Source organism: Microbulbifer sp. CnH-101-G (genome assembly GCF_052466775.1).
Genome location: NZ_CP174292.1, coordinates 2,967,851 through 2,987,283, shown reverse-complemented (window position 1 = coordinate 2,987,283; position 19,433 = coordinate 2,967,851). Strand labels below are relative to the sequence as shown.

Sequence of the window (19,433 nt, the reverse complement as noted above, 5' to 3'; positions counted from 1 at the left end):
GAGTAAATTTGTGAAACGCACCCAATAAAAAAGCCCCCGTTGTTAGTTGGGGGCTTTTTTTATTCTAGGCGATAAGATCTTCGCTTACACCTTAAACTCAGTATCCAGTTTCTTTTCTACCAGCTGCTTTTTCAGCTTGGCATATTGGGGCACGCCGTTTTTGTAGGGCGGGTAGTCTTCGCCCTGAATTAACGGTAACAGGTACTCGCGTCCCGCTTCGGTAATGCCGAAGCCGTCTTCGCTAATATATTCTTTCGGCATAAATTTTTCGACGTTGGCCACTTCAGACAACGGTGCTTCGGCGATAGACCAGCTGTACTCTTCACCTTCCGCACGAATAATTGCCGGCATAATCGCATTCTTGCCGGCTGCCGCCATTTCCACGGCGGCACGACCGACGGCGTAGGCATGCTCCACATCGGTGGCGGAGGCGATATGGCGGGCGGCGCGTTGCAGGTAGTCGGCCAGTGCCCAGTGGTATTTCAGTCCCAGCTCACTTTTGATCATATTGGCGAGGGTCGGTGCCACACCGCCCAGCTGCTTGTGACCGAAGGCGTCGGTGGTGCCGGCATCGGCGAGGAAGGTGCCGTCTTCGTACTGGGCGCCCTCGGAGGCGACGATTACACAGTAGCCTTTTTCGTCCACGGTCTTTTGCACTTTGGCCAGGAACTTCTCTTTATCGAAGGCCACTTCCGGGAACAGGATGATGTGCGGTGCATCGCCTTCCTCTTCCTGGGCCAGGGCGCCGGCGGCGGCAATCCAGCCCGCGTGACGACCCATTACTTCGAGGATAAAGACCTTGGTGGAGGTGGCGCACATGGAGGCGACGTCCATGGCCGCTTCCTTGGTGGAAACTGCAACGTATTTGGCTACGGAGCCGAAGCCGGGGCAATTGTCGGTTAGCGGCAGATCGTTGTCGACCGTTTTGGGAATATGGATGGCCTGAATTGGGTAACCCATGGTCTCAGACAGCTGCGAGACTTTCAGGCAGGTATCGGCAGAGTCGCCGCCGCCGTTATAGAAGAAGTAGCCGATATCGTGGGCCTTGAACACTTCGATCAGGCGCTCGTACTCGGCGCGGTTCTCTTCCAGGCTCTTTAGTTTGTAGCGGCAGGAGCCAAAGGCGCCGGAGGGGGTGTGACGCAGTGCGGCGATGTCTTCCACACTTTCCTGGCTCACGTCGATCAGTTCCTCGCGCAGTGCGCCGAGGATGCCGTTCAGCCCCGCGTAGACTTTGCCAATTTTGTCCTGATTTTCACGGGCGGCTTCTATTACGCCGCAGGCGGAGGCATTGATTACGGCAGTCACACCACCGGACTGCGCGTAAAAGGCATTCTTCTTCGACATGGTTATCCTGTATTTCATAGCGATCTTGGGAAGTGACCCGATCCGGTTGTCCGCCGAGCGCTCTTTGGCGGCGCCAGTGGGGAACTCCGGGAGCTCGTATCGGGTGTCGGCCGTAGCTGGAAAACTCCTACCACCCTAACGGGGGTGAGGCCGATCTGTGCGGGGGCGGAGTCTAATGGAATAGCGAGTAAATTGCATGGCAAACGGGGTATTTGGCAATTACTGGCCTGTTTGGCCGTGTTAAGCTTGCGCCGCAACCCCCAGGAGTACAGATTTTCGCCATGCATATCCATATTCTCGGTATTTGCGGCACCTTTATGGGCAGCCTAGCCCAATTGGCGGTAGCCGAAGGACACCGGGTCACCGGTAGCGATGCCAACGTCTATCCCCCCATGAGCACTCAGTTGCAGCAGGCGGGTATCCAAATTACCGAGGGCTATGACCCGGCTCAACTGGAGCCGGCCCCGGACCTGGTGATTATCGGCAATGCCATGTCCCGCGGTAATCCCGCCGTGGAAGCGGTGCTTGAACAAGGTTTGCCCTATACCTCCGGCGCCCAGTGGCTCTGCGACCACTTCCTCGGCGGGCGCTGGGTACTGGCAGTAGCGGGCACTCACGGTAAGACCACGACCGCCAGCATGTTGGCTTGGATTCTGGAAGCGGCGGATATGCAGCCGGGCTTCCTGATCGGCGGTGTGCCAGGTAACTTTGGAGTGTCGGCGCGCTTGGGGGAATCCCCTTTCTTTGTGGTGGAGGCGGATGAATACGACACGGCTTTCTTCGATAAGCGCTCTAAGTTTGTGCATTACCGCCCACGTACAGTGATTATCAACAACCTGGAATTCGATCACGCCGATATCTTCGACGACTTGGCGGCGATCCAGCGGCAGTTCCATCATCTGGTGCGCACGGTGCCCGGCAATGGCCTAATTGTTGCCGCCGCTGAGGACAATGTGGAGCAGGTATTGCAGCAGGGTTGCTGGAGTGAAGTTCAGCGCTTTGCCAGTGAAGGCCAGCCGGGGATCAGTGCCGGCGACTGGCGAGCGGTGGAGATCGCCGCGGATGGCAGCAGTTTTAGCGTGCTGTTCGAGGGTGCCGAAGTGGCGCGTGTGGGGTGGGATCTCACCGGTATGCACAATGTGCGCAATGGTCTCGCCGCTATGGCTGCAGCTCGTCATGTGGGCGTGGTGCCGGAGTTGAGCGCCTCTGCCCTTGGGCGTTTCCAGGGCGTAAAGCGCCGTATGGAATGTCTGGGCGAAGTGGCGGGTATCCGCGTTTACGATGATTTTGCTCACCACCCTACTGCGATCGAATCCACGCTTACGGGCCTCAGGGCCAAAGTGGGCAAGGACAAGATCATCGCCTTAATAGAGCCCCGCTCCAACACCATGCGCATGGGCGTGCACCAGGGCCAGTTGGCCAATGCCTGTAGCGGCGCGGATATGGTCCTGTGGTATCAGCCCCAGGGCATGAATTGGTCCCTGGATGAAGTGGCTCACCACTCTCCGGTGCCGGCCAAGATTTTTGACACTATCGAGAATGGGGTCGAATCGGTACTACAGCTCGCCGGTGAAGGCAGCCATATAGTAGTGATGAGCAACGGCGGCTTCGGTGGTATCCATCAGCGTTTGATCGGAGCCCTGGAGCAAAAATATAACTATTCGACCTGAACAGAGTCAGCACTTTAGTGATCGGGGAAGTGATCTTGCAGCAAGCCACATTTAATAAAACCGTCACCCTGGCCATGACTGGGGCTTCCGGAGCCCAATACGGCCTGCGTTTGTTGCAGTGCCTGCTCGCTTCCGGCGTGCGCGTCTGGCTGTTGATGTCCGAGGCGGCTCAGGTGGTGATCAACACCGAGACCGACCTGCAACTGCCGGAGGGGGACGACAATACACTGCAGGCCTTTCTCGCCGATCGCTTCGGCGCTCAAGAGGGCCAGTTGAAATTGTTTGGCAAGCGCGACTGGTTTTCGCCGGTGGCATCCGGCACTGGTGCACCGGCCAGTATGGTGATCTGCCCGGCCAGCGGCGGCACCTTATCGGCGGTTGCCTGTGGAGCCTCCAACAATCTGATCGAGCGCGCTGCGGATGTGGCACTGAAGGAGCGCCGCCAGCTGATTTTGGTTCCGCGCGAGGCGCCTTACTCGGAGATTCATCTGGAGAATATGCTCAAACTCACCCGTATGGGGGCGATGATTCTGCCGGCCAGCCCCGGTTTTTATCAGAAACCGCGCACGGTCGAGGACATTGTCGACTTTGTGGTGGCGAGACTACTCGACCAGCTGGGCGTGGAACAAAAGTTACTACCGTCTTGGGGTGAGTAGGTCACCGGGAGATAAAAAATAGTGAAACCGAGCATAACTATCCACTACTGTGCGCAGTGCAACTGGATGTTGCGGGCCACTTGGATGGCCCAAGAGTTGCTTCACACTTTTACCGATGACCTTCAACAGGTTGCATTACAACCCGGAACTGGAGGAATATTCGAAATCCGAATTGGTGAAAATTTGATCTGGGAGCGCAAACGCGATGGCGGCTTTCCCGGAGCAAAAGAACTCAAGCGGCGCGTGCGGGACCTGCTATTTCCCGAGCGCGACCTGGGACATATCGATACTCCCTGAAAATATTTCCAATAGCGCCGTGTTAACGCAAATTTTGTATTTGCACCAGCACTGCCGAGGCGATCAAAATATGCGCCGTACTGCGGCCCACTGATTTATTGGATACAAGCGGAAACCTATGCTGTCAGCTCTGAAGAACTCTTATGAATTCCTGGTAACCAAACGGCCACTGGCTGTATTGGTGGTTATCGGCCTACTCACCTTGCTGGCAGCGATGGGTCTGCCCCGCTTCAAAATCGATGCTTCGGCGGACTCCCTCACCCTGGAAGCAGACAAATCGCTGGATTATTTCCGCGAGATCGCCGAGCGTTACGCCAGCGGTGATTTCCTGGTAGTGACTTACCGTTACAAGGATGGCGACCTGTTCAGCGATGAGTCCCTGGAGGCGCTGGGCAGGCTGCGCGATGAGTTGGCCGGAGTAGATGGCGTTTCCAGTGTGCAGTCCATTCTGGATGTACCGCTGTTGTACAGCCCAAAACTGTCTCTAACTGATATAACCGATGAGATTCGCACCCTGTCCCAGTCCGACACCGATCGGGACCTGGCTCGTCAGGAGTTTCTCTCCAGCCCTATCTATCGAGAATTGATTCTGAGTCCAGACGGCCAGACCACGGCACTGCTCGCCAACCTGACGCTGGACAGCCGCGGTATTGAACTGGTGCGCGAGCGCGATGCCTTGCGCCGCAAACGCAATAGCGAGGGCCTGAGCCCGGAAGAGGCCGCGCGCCTGGAAGAGGTGAGTGCCGTTTACCTGGAGCACCGCACCGTTCAAGAGCAGGAAGCCCACCAGCGGGTGGATACGGTGCGAGCAATTCTCGCCGGTTACGACGATGACGCTGAGCTTTTCCTCGGCGGTGTCACCATGATCACCGCGGATATGATCTCGTTTATCAAGAGCGACCTGCTGGTGTTCGGGCTGGGCATCCTCGCCTTTATTATCCTTACCCTGTTGCTGATCTTCCGTCAGCCCCGTTGGGTGCTGTTACCGCTGCTGACCTGCGTCACTACCGCAGTGATGATTCTTGGCCTGCTCAGTTGGCTCGACTGGCGTATGACCGTAATCTCCGCCAACTTTGTCGCTCTGCTGTTGATTATCACCCTGGCCATCACCATCCACTTGGCGGTGCGCTACCGCGAATATATTGCGCAAAACCCCGACTGGAGCCGTGAGACACTGGTGCTGCAAACAGTGCGGTTTATGGCCAAGCCCTGTTTGTACACGGCTCTGACCACTATCGTTGCATTTGTGTCACTGGTGGTGAGCGGCATTCGCCCGGTAATCGACTTTGGCTGGATGATGACGATGGGCGTCACCCTGGCCCTGGTGTTGTCCTTCCTGATTATCCCCAGCTTTCTGATGATCCTGCCTAAGCGCCAGGGCAGAGTGAGTGAGGATAATTCTCATGCCTTCACCCTGCGCTTCTCCAGCTTTGCCGAGCGCCATAAGTTCGTGGTGCTGGGGGTCTCCCTGATTGCTGCGGTAGTTAGTGTGGTGGGCATGTCTCAGCTCAAAGTGGAAAACCGCTTTATCGATTATTTCGATGACTCCACCGAAATTTATCAGGGGATGCTGGTGATTGACCGCCGCCTGGGCGGCACTGTAACCCTGGATATCATCCTCGATAAACCCGAAGAAGAGGCGGTGGCCTTCGAGGGCGAGGAAGATCCCTTTGCCGTGGAAGCGGAAGAAGATCCGTTTGCGCTAGAGGAGGATCCCTTCGCCGCTTCCGAAGAAGACCCCTTCGGCAGTGAGGAAGCGGCCCCGCAGCAGAGTTACTGGTTTACCGTAGCCGGTCTCGCCACGCTGGAGCAGTTGCACGACTACCTGGAAGAGCAACCCGAGATTGGCAAGGTGCAGTCCCTGGCTACCCTGTACAAGGTGGCGCGGGATCTAAAAGGCGGCCAGCTGAATGATTTCGAACTGGCAGTGGCCAATACCAGCCTGCCGCCGGAAATTCGCGGTGTATTGGTCGATCCCTATCTCTCCGCAGAGCACAACCAGGCACGTATTACCTTGAGGGTGATGGAGACAGATCCAAATCTGCGCCGAGGTGAATTGATCGAGCGCATTTACGATTACGCGCATAACGAGATGGGCATAGCGCCGGAAAATATCCACCAAACAGGACTGCTGGTGCTTTACAACAATATGCTGCAGAGCCTGTTTAAGTCCCAGATCCTGACCTTGGGTGCGGTGTTTGTGGGCATCCTGCTGATGTTCCTGGTGTTGTTCCGCTCGCTGTCCATCGCCATTATCGCGCTGGTGCCGAATATGTTGGCGGCCTGTGTGGTGCTTGGTGGTATGGGCCTCGCTGGTATACCGCTGGATATGATGACGATCACTATCGCCGCGATTACCGTGGGAATTGGTGTGGACCACGCGATTCACTATTTGTATCGCTTCCGCGCCGAGTTTGCCAAAGACGGCGATTACCTGGCTACCATGCATCGCAGCCACGCCACAATCGGCCGTGCCATGTTCTACACGGCCATCACGATTATTGCCGGCTTCTCAATTTTGGCGCTGTCCAAGTTTGTGCCTTCTATTTACTTTGGTCTCTTGACCGCCTTGGCGATGTCCGCGGCACTGCTGGGCTCATTGACGTTACTGCCACTGCTGCTGGTGATGGTTAAGCCACTGGGAGCCGGTTCTGTAGATAGTGGTGAGATGGACATTCCTGAGGGTGCGGCCAAGGCCTGAGGGGACACTCTACAAAACTAACAATAAAAAGCCGGGCAACAGCCCGGCTTTTTATTGGCAGATTATCCCACTGGGAATCAGTCTCGGCGGCTGGTGATTTCCAGCAGGTGGTAGCCAAACCGGGTTTTATCGGGTCGAGCACCTTGTGCAGTTCCTCAGAGAAAATGACCTTGTTGAGCTCGCCCAGATCGCCGCCGCACTGAATAGTAGAATTACTTAATCTTCTTATTGCCCCTCTGTAAACTGATCGCAAGGCTCATCAGTTCATCGTCGCTTGAAATAGGTATTTCATCGCTGGGTGCGAAAGAGTATGGATCTTGAGCATATCTTGGAATGATTTGCACATGCATGTGATCTTCCGACTGTCCAGCTGCCATGCCGGAATTACAGAAGGTATGAATGCCGTCAGGTTCCAGTGTTTCCCTTAGTAAATGTATTCCAGTTAGCGTCAAATCACTAATGTCGGATAACTCTTGTGGATTACAATCCGTGAGATGGTGAGTGTGAGCAAAAGGCATTACCAGCAGTGCTCCTCTGCTGCGTTGTCGCGGATTGATTGCCAGGCAGGCATGATTTCTGACCTGTATCAGCGGGATATTGGAGTGCATTAGAGTGCATAATGGACAGGGCCGTCGAACTCGAAATGTGTAAGGCACAATAAAATCAACGCAGATTGTTGTAAGTTAGAGTAACCAAATAATCAATCCATGATTTCTCTGCTGAGTCATTTTGTGAGCCAGACTGACAGCCAAAGACACCGAGGAGCTATTCTGAAATTTAAAAAAGTATAGAAATTATCTTGAGTGATGAAGGGCCTCTCTCAGCCGTGTTGCCTCTTCTGCACGTTGTGCCTGTGTCCATTTGGGGCACAAATGAATATCTTTATAGCGATATTTTCTGCCTTCCTTACGATCATTTCTCGGCACAATTTCCCAGACCAAGTGCTGATAAGATCGGCCTGTGATATCACCCCAGTCACACCATACATTTGTGCCGTCAGGCTCATATACTCTTTCCACTGCTAGCGTGGCTTCGCGGACACATAGAAATAGTCCGTGAAACTCCTTTTTGCTCAGAGAGGTAAAGTTAGTGTGATAAATATAGGGGATAATTACCACATTGCCTGGAATTCTCGGGCGCTCTGGTATCATCGCAATGGCACAGTCATTCTTGAAAACAGTAAACAGCGATTTTTCCTCTGAACTGTTAAAGCAATATCCACAGGGACAGTCTGATTGTTTAGAGGATAGATTAGACAAGGGTGATACGAGCCTCTTCCCTTTGTTTTGCAACAACATAGGCTTGTCTTCCTATTGGCAGAGTGAGCATGGGATCTGTGTGGCCAAAACTTAGGTTGGCAATAATCGGAAAATCATAATCCTCACAGGCTTCAAGTACGATGTCCTTTAAGGTTAGCCCCGCAACTTCTGTACATCGGGGAGAGCGGCCGATTAGCATGGCTCTAACATGAGAGAACACACCAGATTGGCGAAGATGAGTTAAAGCGCGTCGGACTCGTTCGAGGCGCGCCTCTTCAGCATGCGCTTCCCAGAAAAAAATACTATCCATAGGAACCTTTAAGTATGGAGTTCCAATCAGCATGTTGAGTGTTTCAATGTTCCCACCAAATAATATGCCGCTCCCACCACCTGCTCGATAAACAATCCGCTGACTACCTTCTGTCTTCAAGTGTCGCTGACGGGGATTCTTTCCCCAGTCTGCAAATTCCTGAGTCCACGCCCTTGGATCACCTAATTCTGTAAAGTCGGTTTCATTGGATATAACGGCTTGCAGGTTGTGAACTGTGAAAGGGAATGGATCAGGGTATTCACCGAACTGCGGTAAAACTGCTGGGCCAAAGTAGGTGATCCAGCCACCCATTGCGTAGATGCCCAGGAGTAGGGCGGAGGCGTCACTATTGCCAACAACCACTTTAGGGTGACGGCGAACGACCTCTGCATCCAGGTGCTCTAATATCTCTGCTGAATTAAAACCACCGATTGCACAAATGATCGCTGTAACAGAATCGTCCAGTAATAAATCCTCTAGGACTTGTGCGCGTTGTGCTGCACTCCCGGCGGTAAATCCCGTTGAGTAAGTGACTTGTGCGGGTAGTACAACCTCGACATTCAGCGCGGCACCTAGGGACTTAATACCTTGCTGCAAGCGGACTGGGTATTTACTTGCCGCATTGGAAGACGGTGAGAAAACAGCGATTGCCTTTCCAGGTGTAAGACGAGGGCGAAACGCAATAGTCATATTATCAACACACGTGGCGGCATGGGTTGGGTGCTGCAGATCTTAGTTTGGCCAGTCAAGGGATAATCCTTGCTGCCGTAAAATGTCGATAATTTTTTTGTACTGCGGGTTTTTAATAAGTAAGTGATTCTGTCTGGCTCCTTTAAGTGCGCGTAAGAAAATTTGATGAAGAGTCAATTGGCTGGACTGAAGATCTTCTTCCGTAAGCGTTGTGGGATGCGACTGGTGAAGTTGCTCCACCCAACTAGTGGGTAATCGCTCTTCCAATCTCCTATCGCCTTGTAAATTGGTACCCGTGGCCATTTGGATTAATGGAACAATTGCGTGTTTACGTGTGAAAGCGAGGGAGTCACATGCGGCTAAATATTCACCACGTTTGATTTTCGTATGGGTAAACCAAAGCCACCCGCAGTAGCGTCGCAATATATATTCCACAGATAATGGGGTATTGTAATTTTTTTTGCTGAGTTGGACCGGTATATCCTTGCGCAAGAAAATTTGTGACGCGGGAATGGAATAATGAGGCCCAACGCAAGTCTCAAAACTCACATCGAGCTTTACTACCCAGTTGCTATCTGTTGAGTAGAACACAAGTAGGTTGGGTAGTCCTGCGTGTTCTGCGGTAAAGGATACTGAAATTGAAAAATGTCTGTTAAGAGATTGCTCGAAGTGAATCTTGGCCAGATCGCGTGCAAGATTAGAGGGGAATATAAATGTAAAGTCTAGATCGCTAAAAACATCGGCCTCACAGGAAGCAATACTTCCACCAATAGATACCGTTAACGGCCCCTCCTGTTCCTCAATCCATGAATTTACAAATAAAAACATAGGACGTAAGTGCTTCGGGATTTTTTGGGTATTTTTTTCCGAAGTAAAGTTGTCGCTGTGATCTAGGGTTTTACCAATTGGAGATTGGCCATCCAGTGAATTCATGGTGTCAATTCGAATCCGTTTCGACGGGGTAAGATCTGAAGATCACGAATATCGTCATGATTGAGGACCCACATAAGAAACCGCTCCACGCCCATACCAAATCCAGCCGTTCGCTTTGGGCATTGTTGCTTCATATTTGTATACCATTCATAAAGCTCTGGATTTATGCCATGGGCCTGCATGGCTTCGAGTGTGGCCAAGTGATCGACATGTCGTTCACCGCAACCTATTACCTCTCCACAGCCGAATAGGAGATCAGCGTTTAGCGCTTTGTGTCCATCTTTATCGAGGGCCTGATAAAATGGAACAACACCGTGATCCCATTTGGTAACCCAGACAAAAGGCCCGATGGTTTTAATCAGCTCCCTCTCGCCCTCTCGAGTTAAATGTCGACCGTATTTGGTTGACTGTATCAAGCCAGGCTTTTCGCGAAGTAGATCGGCGGCTTTATCGAATGTAATCTCTTTGAGTTCCAACTTGCCTGAGGCTAATTCCTCTAGGTGACTTAAGCCGCCGGCGGCATTCAGAACAGGTTCTGCCTGTTCAGCGAGGATAGCGTTACAGAGTGAGCGGATATAGCTTTCGGCTAGGGCCATGGCATCGTGCAGTCCGCCGTTTATTTCTACTTCGCTGTGCATAAATTGACATAAATGCGTGGTATCCCAGTCCTCCCCGCGGAAAGAGGGCATCAAGTAATAAACCCCCTGAGGCTTCATTCGGCAGCACAGCTCCAGGTGGAACTGCATAGAGTCGGCCAAATAAGTTTCATGGCCGTCCATTTGAATGCGAACAGGCATTGAATCGCTGCCCAATCCATTTGGGCTCGAGATGCTTCCCGTGGTCACTGGCAGGTGAACGGTTCCAATGCCCCGTTTTTTCCAGAATGCTGCGGTTCCTCGGGTGATGATGTCTTGTAGATCTACCAATAGGTTAAACCAGGGGTTCTCTGTCAGCTTCAAATATCTGGCAGGGTCCGCTAACGCTGGTGGTTGCCAGCTATTTATACGGTTGTCGGTGTCCAATTTCCCGGCTCCATAAAGAAAAATATTTTGCGACACGATGTTGAGTTTGCTGTGTTGGTTGTGTGTTGCCGCGGTGTGCCAAGTTTAGTGAATATTTCTGTTACATTTTTTGTAAAAGATCGCGCTGTTGAATAGATAGTTTTTTCCTTTTCATCAAGGGGGAAATTATAGTCTTGCTGTATGATCTGTAGGCATTAGAATGCGGGATTTTTACTTTGTAGTGCGAATGGCTATGGAGTAAGTTTTGATTGCCGATGGGCGCTTAACTCTCTAATGAGTCAAAAAATGATGACCCCCTTGAAAGGGAAGACGGAGTATTGCGATGAGTAAAGGGGGCCTGCAGTTTGAGTCGGAAGTATTCTTGTCAGGTTGCAATACTATTGTCGGCACTATTGTCGGCTGCTTATTTTTTTAGTGCTTTGGGCTGAAGAAATACTCGGCGTTTTAAAGCTATTTTCAAGTTCATCTATTGGCAGTATTTTGATATTGAGTCTGCAGGCACGGTTGTATCCTCTTTTACTTATAGGTATGTCAAAAAAATCATTATTTCTGATGGAAAGCCAGGTATCAATTCTAATCGTCGATCTCGAATGTACCTGTAATGATGCACCTGCTATAGCGCGTGAAGAGATGGAGATTATCGAGCTGGGCGCCATTGTTGCTAAATTGTCAGGAGACTCATTTCTCATCTTGGATGAAAGGCAGTTTTACGTCAGTCCTTCGATTCACAGCAAGTTAACCTCATTTTGTACTGACTTAACTGGGATTCTTCAGGGCGAAGTTGATCGTGCGCCGCCCTTGGCAGAGGTATTGAAATTGTTTAGTGATTGGCTTTCTCTCTATGATTTATCTGCATGGGGAAGCTGGGGTGCATTCGATGCTGAGCAAATACAAATGGAGACCGGTGCCAAGGTGTTGTCTAATCCTTTGGAGTATTTGCCTCATATAAACATCAAAGAGCTATTCTCTCGGAAAAGGGGGCAGCGCGTCGGCCTTGGCAGGGCTCTTCAGCTGGAGGGGCTTGAATTTAAAGGTAGGCAGCATTCAGGCTTAGATGATAGTCGAAATATCGCTCAGCTCTTGGGGTGCGATGCCATGCTCAGGGAAAGCGTTTTACGCAAGATATAAACGCTGGTCTCGCTTCTATAAACCCCTATTGTGGGCAACCTCCAATTGCGGGAATGATGCAATCAGGTGCTCGTATTACTCGGTACTCTTCTGGTACGGCAAAGTAGTTTGCAGCCACCGGCTGGCAGAAATATAAAAAAATCCGGAGTCCTTGGAGGGATTCCGGATTTTTTGCCAACCAGTCAGCAATAATCACTGAGCTAACCGACGCTTGAAGGTTTTGGGCTAATTGCGCTTTAGCAATTAATCCTGGCGGCTGGTGATTTCCAGCAGATGGTAGCCAAACTGGGTTTTCACTGGACCGTGTACCTTGTGCAGTTCCTCCGAGAAAACGACCTTGTCGAATTCCGGTACCATCATACCCTTGCTGAACTCGCCCAGGTCACCGCCGGAACGGCCGGAAGGGCACTGGGAAAATTGCTCGGCGATTTTGCCAAAATCGGCGCCATTCTCAATCTGGTCTTTCAATTCCAGGCACCTGTCTTCAGTCTGAACCAAGATATGGCGGGCTGTTGCTTTGGGCATGAATAGTCTCCATTCGTTGATAAACCGCTGCAGCTTAATGGCTGCAAGCCGCTCTTGCCACCGACAATTGTCGGGATACGGGTGAATTTAGGTCTCAGTTTGCCGGATTGGCGTTAAAACGTCTCATCAGTCATCTCGGTGAGCCTATTGGCAATGGTATCTTTAGTGTTCAAACACAGCCGACGAGAGAGCGTTTTGCAACAGATTCCCCTTTTTCCCCTGAGTGTGCCTCTATATCCAGGGGTTGCCCTGCCACTACGTATCTTTGAGCAGCGCTATCTACATCTGGTCAGCGAATCCCTAAAAAGTGAGAGCGGTTTTGGCGTGGTGTTGATTCGCTCTGGCGGGGAGGTGGGTAATGCCTCTGTTTGGCCCCTGGGGGTCTACGTGCATATTGTCGATTGGAGTCAGGGTGAGGAGGGGCTGCTGCATGTGCAGGTGGTGGGACGGCGGCGTTTCCGCATAAATCATACTGAGCGGGCTGAGGACGGTCTTTTGCTCGGCGATGTGGAGTGGTTGCCAGACAGCACACCCCGGCCGATACCTGCCGACTGCGATGGCCTGTTGGCAGTGCTGGAGGAGTTAAAGGAACGCGCTAAGGACCTCTCGCTCAAGTTTGATAATGTCGATTCCGCCGATGCGCTGTCCTGGCAGCTGGCCCAGCTGTTACCTCTTGAAGATAAAGCCAGGGTGGATCTGCTGGGTTTGGAAGATCCGCTAGCGCGTCTCGCCAATATCGCCGAGAACCTGGATCGTTGGAGCCGGGAGTGACCCGACTGTAACAATCCTCCTGCAGCTCCATATTTATGCCGTTTAAACCCCCGGCCGCTGGGGTATACTGCGCGGCCGACCGGATTTCGCACGGAGAGCCAAGTGACCACGACTGCTACCACTGATCAGCAATCCACCCGCGACAAGCTCGAACAAATGGGCCGAGCTGCCCGCGAGGCCTCTCGCGTGATGGCACGCGCCGATACCGAGACCAAGAATCGTGCTCTCAAGGCTATAGCCGCTGAGCTTGAGGCCCAGCGCCTTCAGTTAGCCGAGGCCAATGCGGCTGATATGCAGGCCGGACGCGAGCGAGGTCTGGATGCGGCGCTGCTCGATCGACTGGAACTCAATGATGAGCGTATCGACGGTATGATCGAAGGCCTGCTGCAGGTGGCCGATCTGCCGGACCCTGTAGGGGAAATTGAGGACTTATGCTATCGCCCCAGCGGAATCCAGGTGGGCAAAATGCGTGTACCCCTCGGTGTCGTGGGCATTATTTACGAGTCCCGCCCCAATGTGACTATCGATGCGGCCAGTCTCTGCTTGAAATCCGGCAACGCGACCATCTTGCGTGGCGGCAGTGAGGCACTGAACTCCAATCGGGCTATCGCCGCCTGCATCAGTGCGGGTTTACGTGAAGTGGGCCTGCCGCAAACCGCGGTACAAGTGGTGGATACCAGCGATCGCGCTGCAGTGGGCGCCCTGATCACCATGCCCGACTATGTGGATGTGATTGTGCCGCGTGGTGGCACCGGTTTGATCGAAAGGGTCAGCCGCGAGGCCAGTGTACCGGTGATCAAACACCTGCACGGCGTTTGCCACGTTTATATCGATGATCTTGCTGACGAGCAGAAGGCCTTTGAAATTGCCTTGAATGCCAAGACTCACCGCTATGGCGTTTGCAACGCTATGGAAACGCTATTGGTCGCTGAGGCCATTGCCGAGAGAATGCTGCCGCGCCTGGCCGAGGCTTATACGCTGAAGGGCGTCGAATTGCGTGGATGTGAGCGCACTCGCGAGATACTGCCGCAGATCAACGCCGCCAGTGATGGCGACTGGAGTGAGGAATACCTGGCGCCAATTCTTGCTGTCCGTGTTGTGGCGGATATGGATGGCGCCATGGACCATATCGCCCGCTATGGCTCAGGCCATACCGAGGCCATTGTGACCCAGGACTACAGCCGTAGCCGTCGCTTTCTCGCCGAAGTGGATGCCAGTTCGGTGATCGTCAATGCCTCCACGCGCTTTGCCGACGGGTTTGAATACGGCCTGGGGGCGGAAATTGGTATCAGTACTGATAAAATCCACGCCCGCGGACCGGTGGGGCTTGAGGGGCTCACTTCGCAGAAGTGGATCGTGTTCGGTGACGGGCATATCCGCCGATAATATCCGGGTTCGGCAGCCAACAAAGAGGTAATTTTGGCAACTAAGCGGCAGACCATTGCCTTATTCGGCGGCACTTTCGATCCGGTGCACTTCGGCCACCTGCGCATGGCGCTGGAGCTGCGCCAGGCTCTGGATTTCGATGAAGTGCGTCTGCTACCCAGCCACCAGCCCCGTCACCGACAGAGCCCAGGTGTTTCCTCGCGTCAGCGCAGTGAAATGCTGGCATTGGCGCTGGCGGGTTGCGATGAATTGCAGCTGGATGAACGGGAACTGCAGCGTGGCGGTGATACCTATACGGTGGATACTCTCGAAGCACTGCGTGAGGAATTGGGGCCGCAAGTGTCCATCAGTTTCTGTATGGGCACCGATTCCCTGTTGACCCTGCATCGCTGGCATCGCTGGCATCGGCTGCTGGAGTTAGCTCACTTGGTCGTGGTGACCAGACCCGGCTGGCATTTGCCGGAAGTGGGTGAACCGGGTGGTAATGCTGAGCTGGCGAAATTACTACAGCAGCATTCCGGCACTGTGGCCGATTTACACAAACACGCTTACGGCCGCCTGGTTTTGCGCGAGCAAACCCTGTTGCCAATTTCCGCCACACAGATTCGCAAGCTGCTGGGCAGCGGCCAATCGCCGCGCTTTTTGCTGCCAGCAGCTGTGTTGCAATATATTGAAGACCATCAACTCTATACAGAATCGGTCACCAGTGGTGACCAGTAATGAATCAAGGTGTTATGACAAATATTAAAGATATCGCGCTGAACGCTCTGGAAGATCTCAAGGGCAAAGACATTGTTGCTTTGGATGTTTCTGAATTTTCCGATGTGATGGACAACCTGGTGATCTGCACCGGTACCTCCAGTCGTCAGGTGAAGTCGCTGGCAGACAATGTGGTCGATGAACTCAAGAAAGAGGGCGTGCGCCCGATCGGTGTTGAGGGCAAAGAACAGGGCGAGTGGGTACTGGTGGATTACGGCGACCTGGTGGTGCACGTAATGCTGGCAGACGTACGGAATTTCTACGACCTGGAAAAACTCTGGTCTATGACACCGAATACCCGCGACGAGGCGGATGGCAGCGATCCCCACCAGGGCTGATTAGGGTGAAGGTACGCATCCTCGCAGCCGGAGGCAAAATGCCCACTTGGGTACAAGAGGGTTATGCCGAATACGCCAAGCGCCTGCCCCGTGAAATTGCCCTGGAAATGGTGGAGATCCCTCTGGGGCAGCGGGGCCAGAAAAGCTCTGCGGCGCTGATTGAAAAGGCGCGCAAGAAAGAGGGCGAGGCAATGCTCGCCGCTCTTGGTCCGCGCGATCACGTGGTGGCACTGGATGTTAAAGGTAAGCCCTGGAGCACAGAGCAACTTTCCGATCAGCTGCGCGACTGGCAGCTGTTGGGGGAAAATGTCAGCCTGTTGATTGGTGGCCCGGATGGGCTCTCTCCAGACTGCTTGAGCAGGGCACAGCAGCGCTGGTCCCTGTCGCCTTTGACCCTGCCGCACCCTCTGGTGCGTGTAGTTTTGGCTGAGCAAATCTATCGCGCCTGGACACTGCTTGCCGGCCATCCCTATCACAAATAGGACATTTGCGACCAAGTGCGGAGAGATTTGCCAACTGGGATTCTCTCTCCGCGCGCTCGCTGTGGTAATGTAGTCCGAATTAGTCTTTTCCCGCGCCAGTCATAATCGTTTAAAAAACGCCAATGCCCCACGATCATCACCTCAAGGACCCGCACACGGAACAGCGACTGTTTCGCAACCGTATGTTGGTGGCCATTGTAGGGGTGATTGCACTGCTGGGAGTTTTGATTGCGCGTTTTTATAACTTGCAGGTGGTGAATTACGACGACTACCGCACCCAGTCCGATGAGAACCGTATCCAGGTGCGCCCTGTCGCCCCGACTCGCGGACTGATTTACGATCGCAACGGAATTCTGCTGGCCGATAACCGCGCCAGTTACAACCTCTCCATCGTGCGCGAACGGGTGAAGGACCTGGACGCGACCCTCGAATTGATCGGTCACCTGATCCGCCTCGACGACAGCGACGTGGCCAAATTTCGCAAGCGTCTGGGACGCCGCCGCCCGTTTGAGCCGATACCTCTGAGGTTTCGCCTGAGTGAAGAGGAAATCGCGCGTATCAGTGTCAACCAGTTCCGTATGCCCGGGGTCTCCGTAGAAGCTGAGTCGGTGCGCTACTACGCCTTGGGGGATCTGTTTGCCCACAGTGTCGGTTATGTGGGGCGCATTAGTGATCGCGACCTGAGTAATTTCACCAAAGAGGACGTGCGCCTCTATCGCGGTACCCGCAGTATCGGCAAGGTGGGGCTGGAACGCTCCTATGAGAAAACCCTGCTCGGTGAAGTGGGTTATGAAAATGTGGAGATCAATGCACGCGGGCGGGTATTGCGGGTGCTGGAACGCCAGGACCCCAAGCCTGGCTCGAACCTGAGCCTGCACCTGGATGCCCATTTGCAGCAGGTGGCCTCTGATGCCCTGGGCGACCAACGCGGTGCGGTTGTCGCTATCGATGTGAATACCGGGGGCGTATTGGCCTTCGTGAGTAAACCCTCCTTCGATCCCAACCTGTTTGTGACCGGGATCAGTTTTGCCAATTATCGCGCTCTCAGCGATTCCCTCGATGTGCCCCTTTTTAACCGCGCCGTGCAGGGCCAATACCCGCCGGGTTCGACTCTGAAGCCGCTGATGGGATTAGGGGGGCTCGAGGCCGGATTGATCACTCGAGATACCAAAATTAAGGATCCCGGATTCTACAAGCTGCCCAATGATCCGCGTCTGTACCGCGACCATGTGCGCTGGGGGCATGGAGAAAAAGTGGATCTGATTCAGGCTATGGCGCAGAGCTGCGACGTCTATTTCTGGGATATGGCCCACCGCTGGCATATCGATGGCATGCACGATATGGCTACCCACTTTGGTTTGGGTTCCAAGACGGGTATCGATCTGCCTATGGAACGCGCGGGACTGTTCCCTTCGAGGGACTGGAAGCGCGGTGCGCGAGGTATGCCCTGGTTTCCTGGTGACAGCCTGAATGCGGTTCTGGGGCAGGGTTTTGTATTGGCGACACCTCTGCAGCTGGCGGTGATGACTGCCACCATCGCCAACCGCGGTACTCACTATCGCCCACAGATGGTGAAGAGTATCAACGGTGTGGAACAACCCGCGGAAATTTTACATAACCTGGAGGCGCGCCCGGAGAATTGGGACCTGGTCTTTGAGGGAATGGAAGCGGTGGTAAACCACAGCAATGGCACTGGTAAACGTGCCGGCAAAGGGCTGAATTTCCGTGTTGCCGGTAAGTCCGGTACCGCCCAGGTGGTGGGCATTGCCCAGGGGGAGCGCTACGACTCAGAAGCCCTGGCAGAGCGCCATCGGGATCACGCTTTATTTGTCGCTTTTGCGCCTGTGGATGAGCCTCGAATCGCGGTGGCCGTTCTGGTGGAAAACGGCGAGGGCGGCGGCAAAGTGGCGGCGCCGGTGGCTCGTGAAGTATTTGCCGAGTGGGTGCCGCGCCCGGATACCCAGCAGAAGACGGCACAGGAAACCAGATTGTTTGAGGGGGCGGATAATGGCTAGCCGAGATTTTTCCCACCGGCTGTCCGATGCCCACGGTAGCCTTCGAAAACCGGTGAGCCTGGCGCGGCGCCTACATATGGATGTACCGCTACTGGTGCTGCTGCTGGTTCTGGCCGCAGTGGGGCTAGGGGTGCTCTACAGTGCCTCTGGCGGCGATATGACTTACGTGCGACGCCAGTCTATTTTTATGTGTCTGGCTTTTACCGGCATGTTTATTGTTGCGCAAATCCCACTGGATTTTTACCGGCGCTGGTCTCCCTGGGCTTACCTGGGGGGGTGTGCCCTATTGGTGGGAGTGTTGCTCTTTGGTACCGGCGCCAAGGGCGCTCAGCGTTGGCTGGAGATTGCCGGCTTTCGCTTCCAGCCCTCGGAGGTGATGAAATTGGGGGTGCCGATGATGGTGGCGGCTTTCCTGCATCAGCGTGCCCAACCCCCATCTCTTGTGACTGTTATAGGGGCTCTGGCCATTGTGGCGATTCCGGCCGCTTTGATTGTGCGCCAGCCAGACTTGGGGACTTCTATCCTAATCGCTGCCTCCGGCCTGTTTGCGCTTTATTTGGCCGGATTGAGCTGGAAAATGATCGGGGTAGCGGCCATGGGCTTGGTGGTTTCCGCCTGGCCAATCTGGCAGTGGGGACTCAGAGACTACCAGCGCCAGCGTATCCTCACGTTGCTGAACCCCAACGACGACCGCTTCGGGGCCGGTTGGAATATTTTTAATTCCAAAGCCGCTATCGGTTCCGGGGGGATCTATGGCAAAGGTTATCTGCAGGGCACGCAGTCGCAGCTGGATTTCCTGCCGGAGAGTCATACCGACTTCATTATCGCGGTGCTGGCGGAAGAATGGGGAATGCGCGGTGTTTTACTGCTGCTTTTACTCTATGTGCTGGTGATTGTCCGCGGTATCTATATTAGCTTTATGGCGCAACATCTCTTTGGGCGCCTGCTGGCGGGGAGTATAACCCTCACTTTTTTTGTCTATGTGTTTGTAAACATTGGTATGGTTACGGGATTGTTGCCAGTGGTAGGGGTACCCTTGCCAGTAATCAGTTACGGAGGCACCTCACTGATTACCTTGATGGCGGGATTCGGTATTCTCATGGCCGTAGGGACCGAGCGACGCAGGGTGCATTTTTAATGGACA

At 53.7% G+C, this 19,433-nt stretch carries 19 protein-coding genes; 12 read left to right on the top strand and 7 right to left on the bottom strand.

Going from position 1 to position 19,433, the window contains the following annotated elements; translation table 11 throughout:
* Positions 1-84: 84 nt before the first annotated feature.
* A complete protein-coding gene (locus tag ACJJID_RS13220; RefSeq protein ID WP_444919887.1) occupies positions 85-1,347 on the bottom strand; it encodes a 6-phosphofructokinase in 1,263 nt (420 codons plus the stop codon).
* A gap of 281 nt (positions 1,348-1,628) precedes the next feature.
* On the opposite strand from ACJJID_RS13220, the gene mpl reads away from it, so the two are divergent.
* The 4 genes from mpl (at position 1,629) to ACJJID_RS13200 (ending at position 6,671) form a co-directional block, all read left to right on the top strand.
* Positions 1,629-3,017, top strand: a complete 1,389-nt coding sequence (gene mpl, locus ACJJID_RS13215; RefSeq protein ID WP_444922633.1) for a UDP-N-acetylmuramate:L-alanyl-gamma-D-glutamyl-meso-diaminopimelate ligase — start codon at positions 1,629-1,631, stop codon at positions 3,015-3,017.
* A 29-nt stretch (positions 3,018-3,046) separates the two neighbouring features.
* On the top strand, positions 3,047-3,673 hold the full coding sequence (locus ACJJID_RS13210) for a flavin prenyltransferase UbiX (RefSeq protein WP_444919886.1): 627 nt from the start codon (positions 3,047-3,049) through the stop codon (positions 3,671-3,673).
* A 21-nt stretch (positions 3,674-3,694) separates the two neighbouring features.
* Positions 3,695-3,970 (top strand): SelT/SelW/SelH family protein, encoded by a 276-nt coding sequence (locus ACJJID_RS13205; protein ID WP_444919885.1) that lies wholly within the window; start codon positions 3,695-3,697, stop codon positions 3,968-3,970.
* A 118-nt stretch (positions 3,971-4,088) separates the two neighbouring features.
* The gene (locus ACJJID_RS13200; protein WP_444919884.1) at positions 4,089-6,671 is read left to right on the top strand and encodes an efflux RND transporter permease subunit; all 2,583 of its coding nucleotides are present in this window, start codon (positions 4,089-4,091) and stop codon (positions 6,669-6,671) included.
* A gap of 212 nt (positions 6,672-6,883) precedes the next feature.
* Here ACJJID_RS13200 and ACJJID_RS13195 read toward each other — a convergent pair whose 3' ends face one another.
* From ACJJID_RS13195 to ACJJID_RS13175, 5 genes are all read right to left on the bottom strand, one after another.
* Positions 6,884-7,279 carry an HIT family protein gene (locus ACJJID_RS13195; RefSeq protein ID WP_444919883.1) on the bottom strand — a complete coding sequence of 132 codons (396 nt, stop codon included), beginning with the start codon at positions 7,277-7,279 and terminating at the stop codon, positions 6,884-6,886.
* A 186-nt stretch (positions 7,280-7,465) separates the two neighbouring features.
* Positions 7,466-7,969: an HIT family protein gene (locus ACJJID_RS13190; RefSeq protein WP_444919882.1), complete on the bottom strand. Its 504-nt coding sequence runs from the start codon at positions 7,967-7,969 to the stop codon at positions 7,466-7,468.
* Complete coding sequence (locus tag ACJJID_RS13185) at positions 7,923-8,930, bottom strand: S66 family peptidase (RefSeq protein ID WP_444919881.1); 1,008 nt, start codon at positions 8,928-8,930, stop codon at positions 7,923-7,925. The genes ACJJID_RS13190 and ACJJID_RS13185 overlap by 47 nt, the downstream gene beginning before the upstream one ends.
* 42 nt (positions 8,931-8,972) lie before the next feature.
* A complete protein-coding gene (locus ACJJID_RS13180; protein ID WP_444919880.1) occupies positions 8,973-9,863 on the bottom strand; it encodes a hypothetical protein in 891 nt (296 codons plus the stop codon).
* Entirely contained in the window at positions 9,860-10,885 is a 1,026-nt protein-coding gene (locus tag ACJJID_RS13175; protein WP_444919879.1) for an amino acid--tRNA ligase-related protein, read from the bottom strand. Before ACJJID_RS13175 ends, ACJJID_RS13180 begins: the two co-directional genes overlap by 4 nt.
* 414 nt (positions 10,886-11,299) lie before the next feature.
* Between ACJJID_RS13175 and ACJJID_RS13170 the strand changes: the two genes are divergently transcribed.
* Entirely contained in the window at positions 11,300-12,013 is a 714-nt protein-coding gene (locus ACJJID_RS13170; RefSeq protein ID WP_444919878.1) for an exonuclease domain-containing protein, read from the top strand.
* A gap of 243 nt (positions 12,014-12,256) precedes the next feature.
* Here the strand turns inward: ACJJID_RS13170 and ACJJID_RS13165 are convergent, their stop codons facing one another.
* On the bottom strand, positions 12,257-12,538 hold the full coding sequence (locus tag ACJJID_RS13165; protein ID WP_444919877.1) for a peptidylprolyl isomerase: 282 nt from the start codon (positions 12,536-12,538) through the stop codon (positions 12,257-12,259).
* A gap of 195 nt (positions 12,539-12,733) precedes the next feature.
* Here ACJJID_RS13165 and ACJJID_RS13160 point away from each other — a divergent pair, with 195 nt between their 5' ends.
* The 7 genes from ACJJID_RS13160 to rodA all read left to right on the top strand — a co-directional run bounded on the left by ACJJID_RS13160 (position 12,734) and on the right by rodA (position 19,427).
* Positions 12,734-13,309 (top strand): LON peptidase substrate-binding domain-containing protein, encoded by a 576-nt coding sequence (locus ACJJID_RS13160; RefSeq protein WP_444919876.1) that lies wholly within the window; start codon positions 12,734-12,736, stop codon positions 13,307-13,309.
* 102 nt (positions 13,310-13,411) lie between these two features.
* The gene (locus ACJJID_RS13155; RefSeq protein WP_444919875.1) at positions 13,412-14,695 is read left to right on the top strand and encodes a glutamate-5-semialdehyde dehydrogenase; all 1,284 of its coding nucleotides are present in this window, start codon (positions 13,412-13,414) and stop codon (positions 14,693-14,695) included.
* Positions 14,696-14,728: 33 nt separating this feature from the next.
* Entirely contained in the window at positions 14,729-15,415 is a 687-nt protein-coding gene (gene nadD / locus ACJJID_RS13150; protein WP_444919874.1) for a nicotinate-nucleotide adenylyltransferase, read from the top strand.
* 14 nt (positions 15,416-15,429) lie between these two features.
* The gene (gene rsfS / locus ACJJID_RS13145) at positions 15,430-15,792 is read left to right on the top strand and encodes a ribosome silencing factor (protein ID WP_152456419.1); all 363 of its coding nucleotides are present in this window, start codon (positions 15,430-15,432) and stop codon (positions 15,790-15,792) included.
* A gap of 5 nt (positions 15,793-15,797) precedes the next feature.
* The gene (rlmH, locus tag ACJJID_RS13140; protein WP_152454685.1) at positions 15,798-16,274 is read left to right on the top strand and encodes a 23S rRNA (pseudouridine(1915)-N(3))-methyltransferase RlmH; all 477 of its coding nucleotides are present in this window, start codon (positions 15,798-15,800) and stop codon (positions 16,272-16,274) included.
* A gap of 122 nt (positions 16,275-16,396) precedes the next feature.
* A complete protein-coding gene (mrdA, locus tag ACJJID_RS13135; protein WP_444919873.1) occupies positions 16,397-18,289 on the top strand; it encodes a penicillin-binding protein 2 in 1,893 nt (630 codons plus the stop codon).
* Positions 18,282-19,427 carry a rod shape-determining protein RodA gene (gene rodA / locus ACJJID_RS13130; RefSeq protein ID WP_444919872.1) on the top strand — a complete coding sequence of 382 codons (1,146 nt, stop codon included), beginning with the start codon at positions 18,282-18,284 and terminating at the stop codon, positions 19,425-19,427. Before mrdA ends, rodA begins: the two co-directional genes overlap by 8 nt.
* Positions 19,428-19,433: the final 6 nt, after the last annotated feature.

Bases quoted from the DNA above. Each gene is read 5' to 3' on its own strand.
- ACJJID_RS13195 (WP_444919883.1), bottom strand. From the start codon at position 7,279: ATGCACTCCAATATCCCGCTGATACAGGTCAGAAATCATGCCTGCCTG.
- mpl (WP_444922633.1), top strand. From the start codon at position 1,629: ATGCATATCCATATTCTCGGTATTTGCGGCACCTTTATGGGCAGCCTA.
- ACJJID_RS13220 (WP_444919887.1), bottom strand. From the start codon at position 1,347: ATGTCGAAGAAGAATGCCTTTTACGCGCAGTCCGGTGGTGTGACTGCC.
- ACJJID_RS13185 (WP_444919881.1), bottom strand. From the start codon at position 8,930: ATGACTATTGCGTTTCGCCCTCGTCTTACACCTGGAAAGGCAATCGCT.
- ACJJID_RS13165 (WP_444919877.1), bottom strand. From the start codon at position 12,538: ATGCCCAAAGCAACAGCCCGCCATATCTTGGTTCAGACTGAAGACAGG.
- mrdA (WP_444919873.1), top strand. From the start codon at position 16,397: ATGCCCCACGATCATCACCTCAAGGACCCGCACACGGAACAGCGACTG.
- ACJJID_RS13190 (WP_444919882.1), bottom strand. From the start codon at position 7,969: ATGTTGTTGCAAAACAAAGGGAAGAGGCTCGTATCACCCTTGTCTAAT.
- rsfS (WP_152456419.1), top strand. From the start codon at position 15,430: ATGACAAATATTAAAGATATCGCGCTGAACGCTCTGGAAGATCTCAAG.
- ACJJID_RS13200 (WP_444919884.1), top strand. From the start codon at position 4,089: ATGCTGTCAGCTCTGAAGAACTCTTATGAATTCCTGGTAACCAAACGG.
- ACJJID_RS13180 (WP_444919880.1), bottom strand. From the start codon at position 9,863: ATGAATTCACTGGATGGCCAATCTCCAATTGGTAAAACCCTAGATCAC.
- rodA (WP_444919872.1), top strand. From the start codon at position 18,282: ATGGCTAGCCGAGATTTTTCCCACCGGCTGTCCGATGCCCACGGTAGC.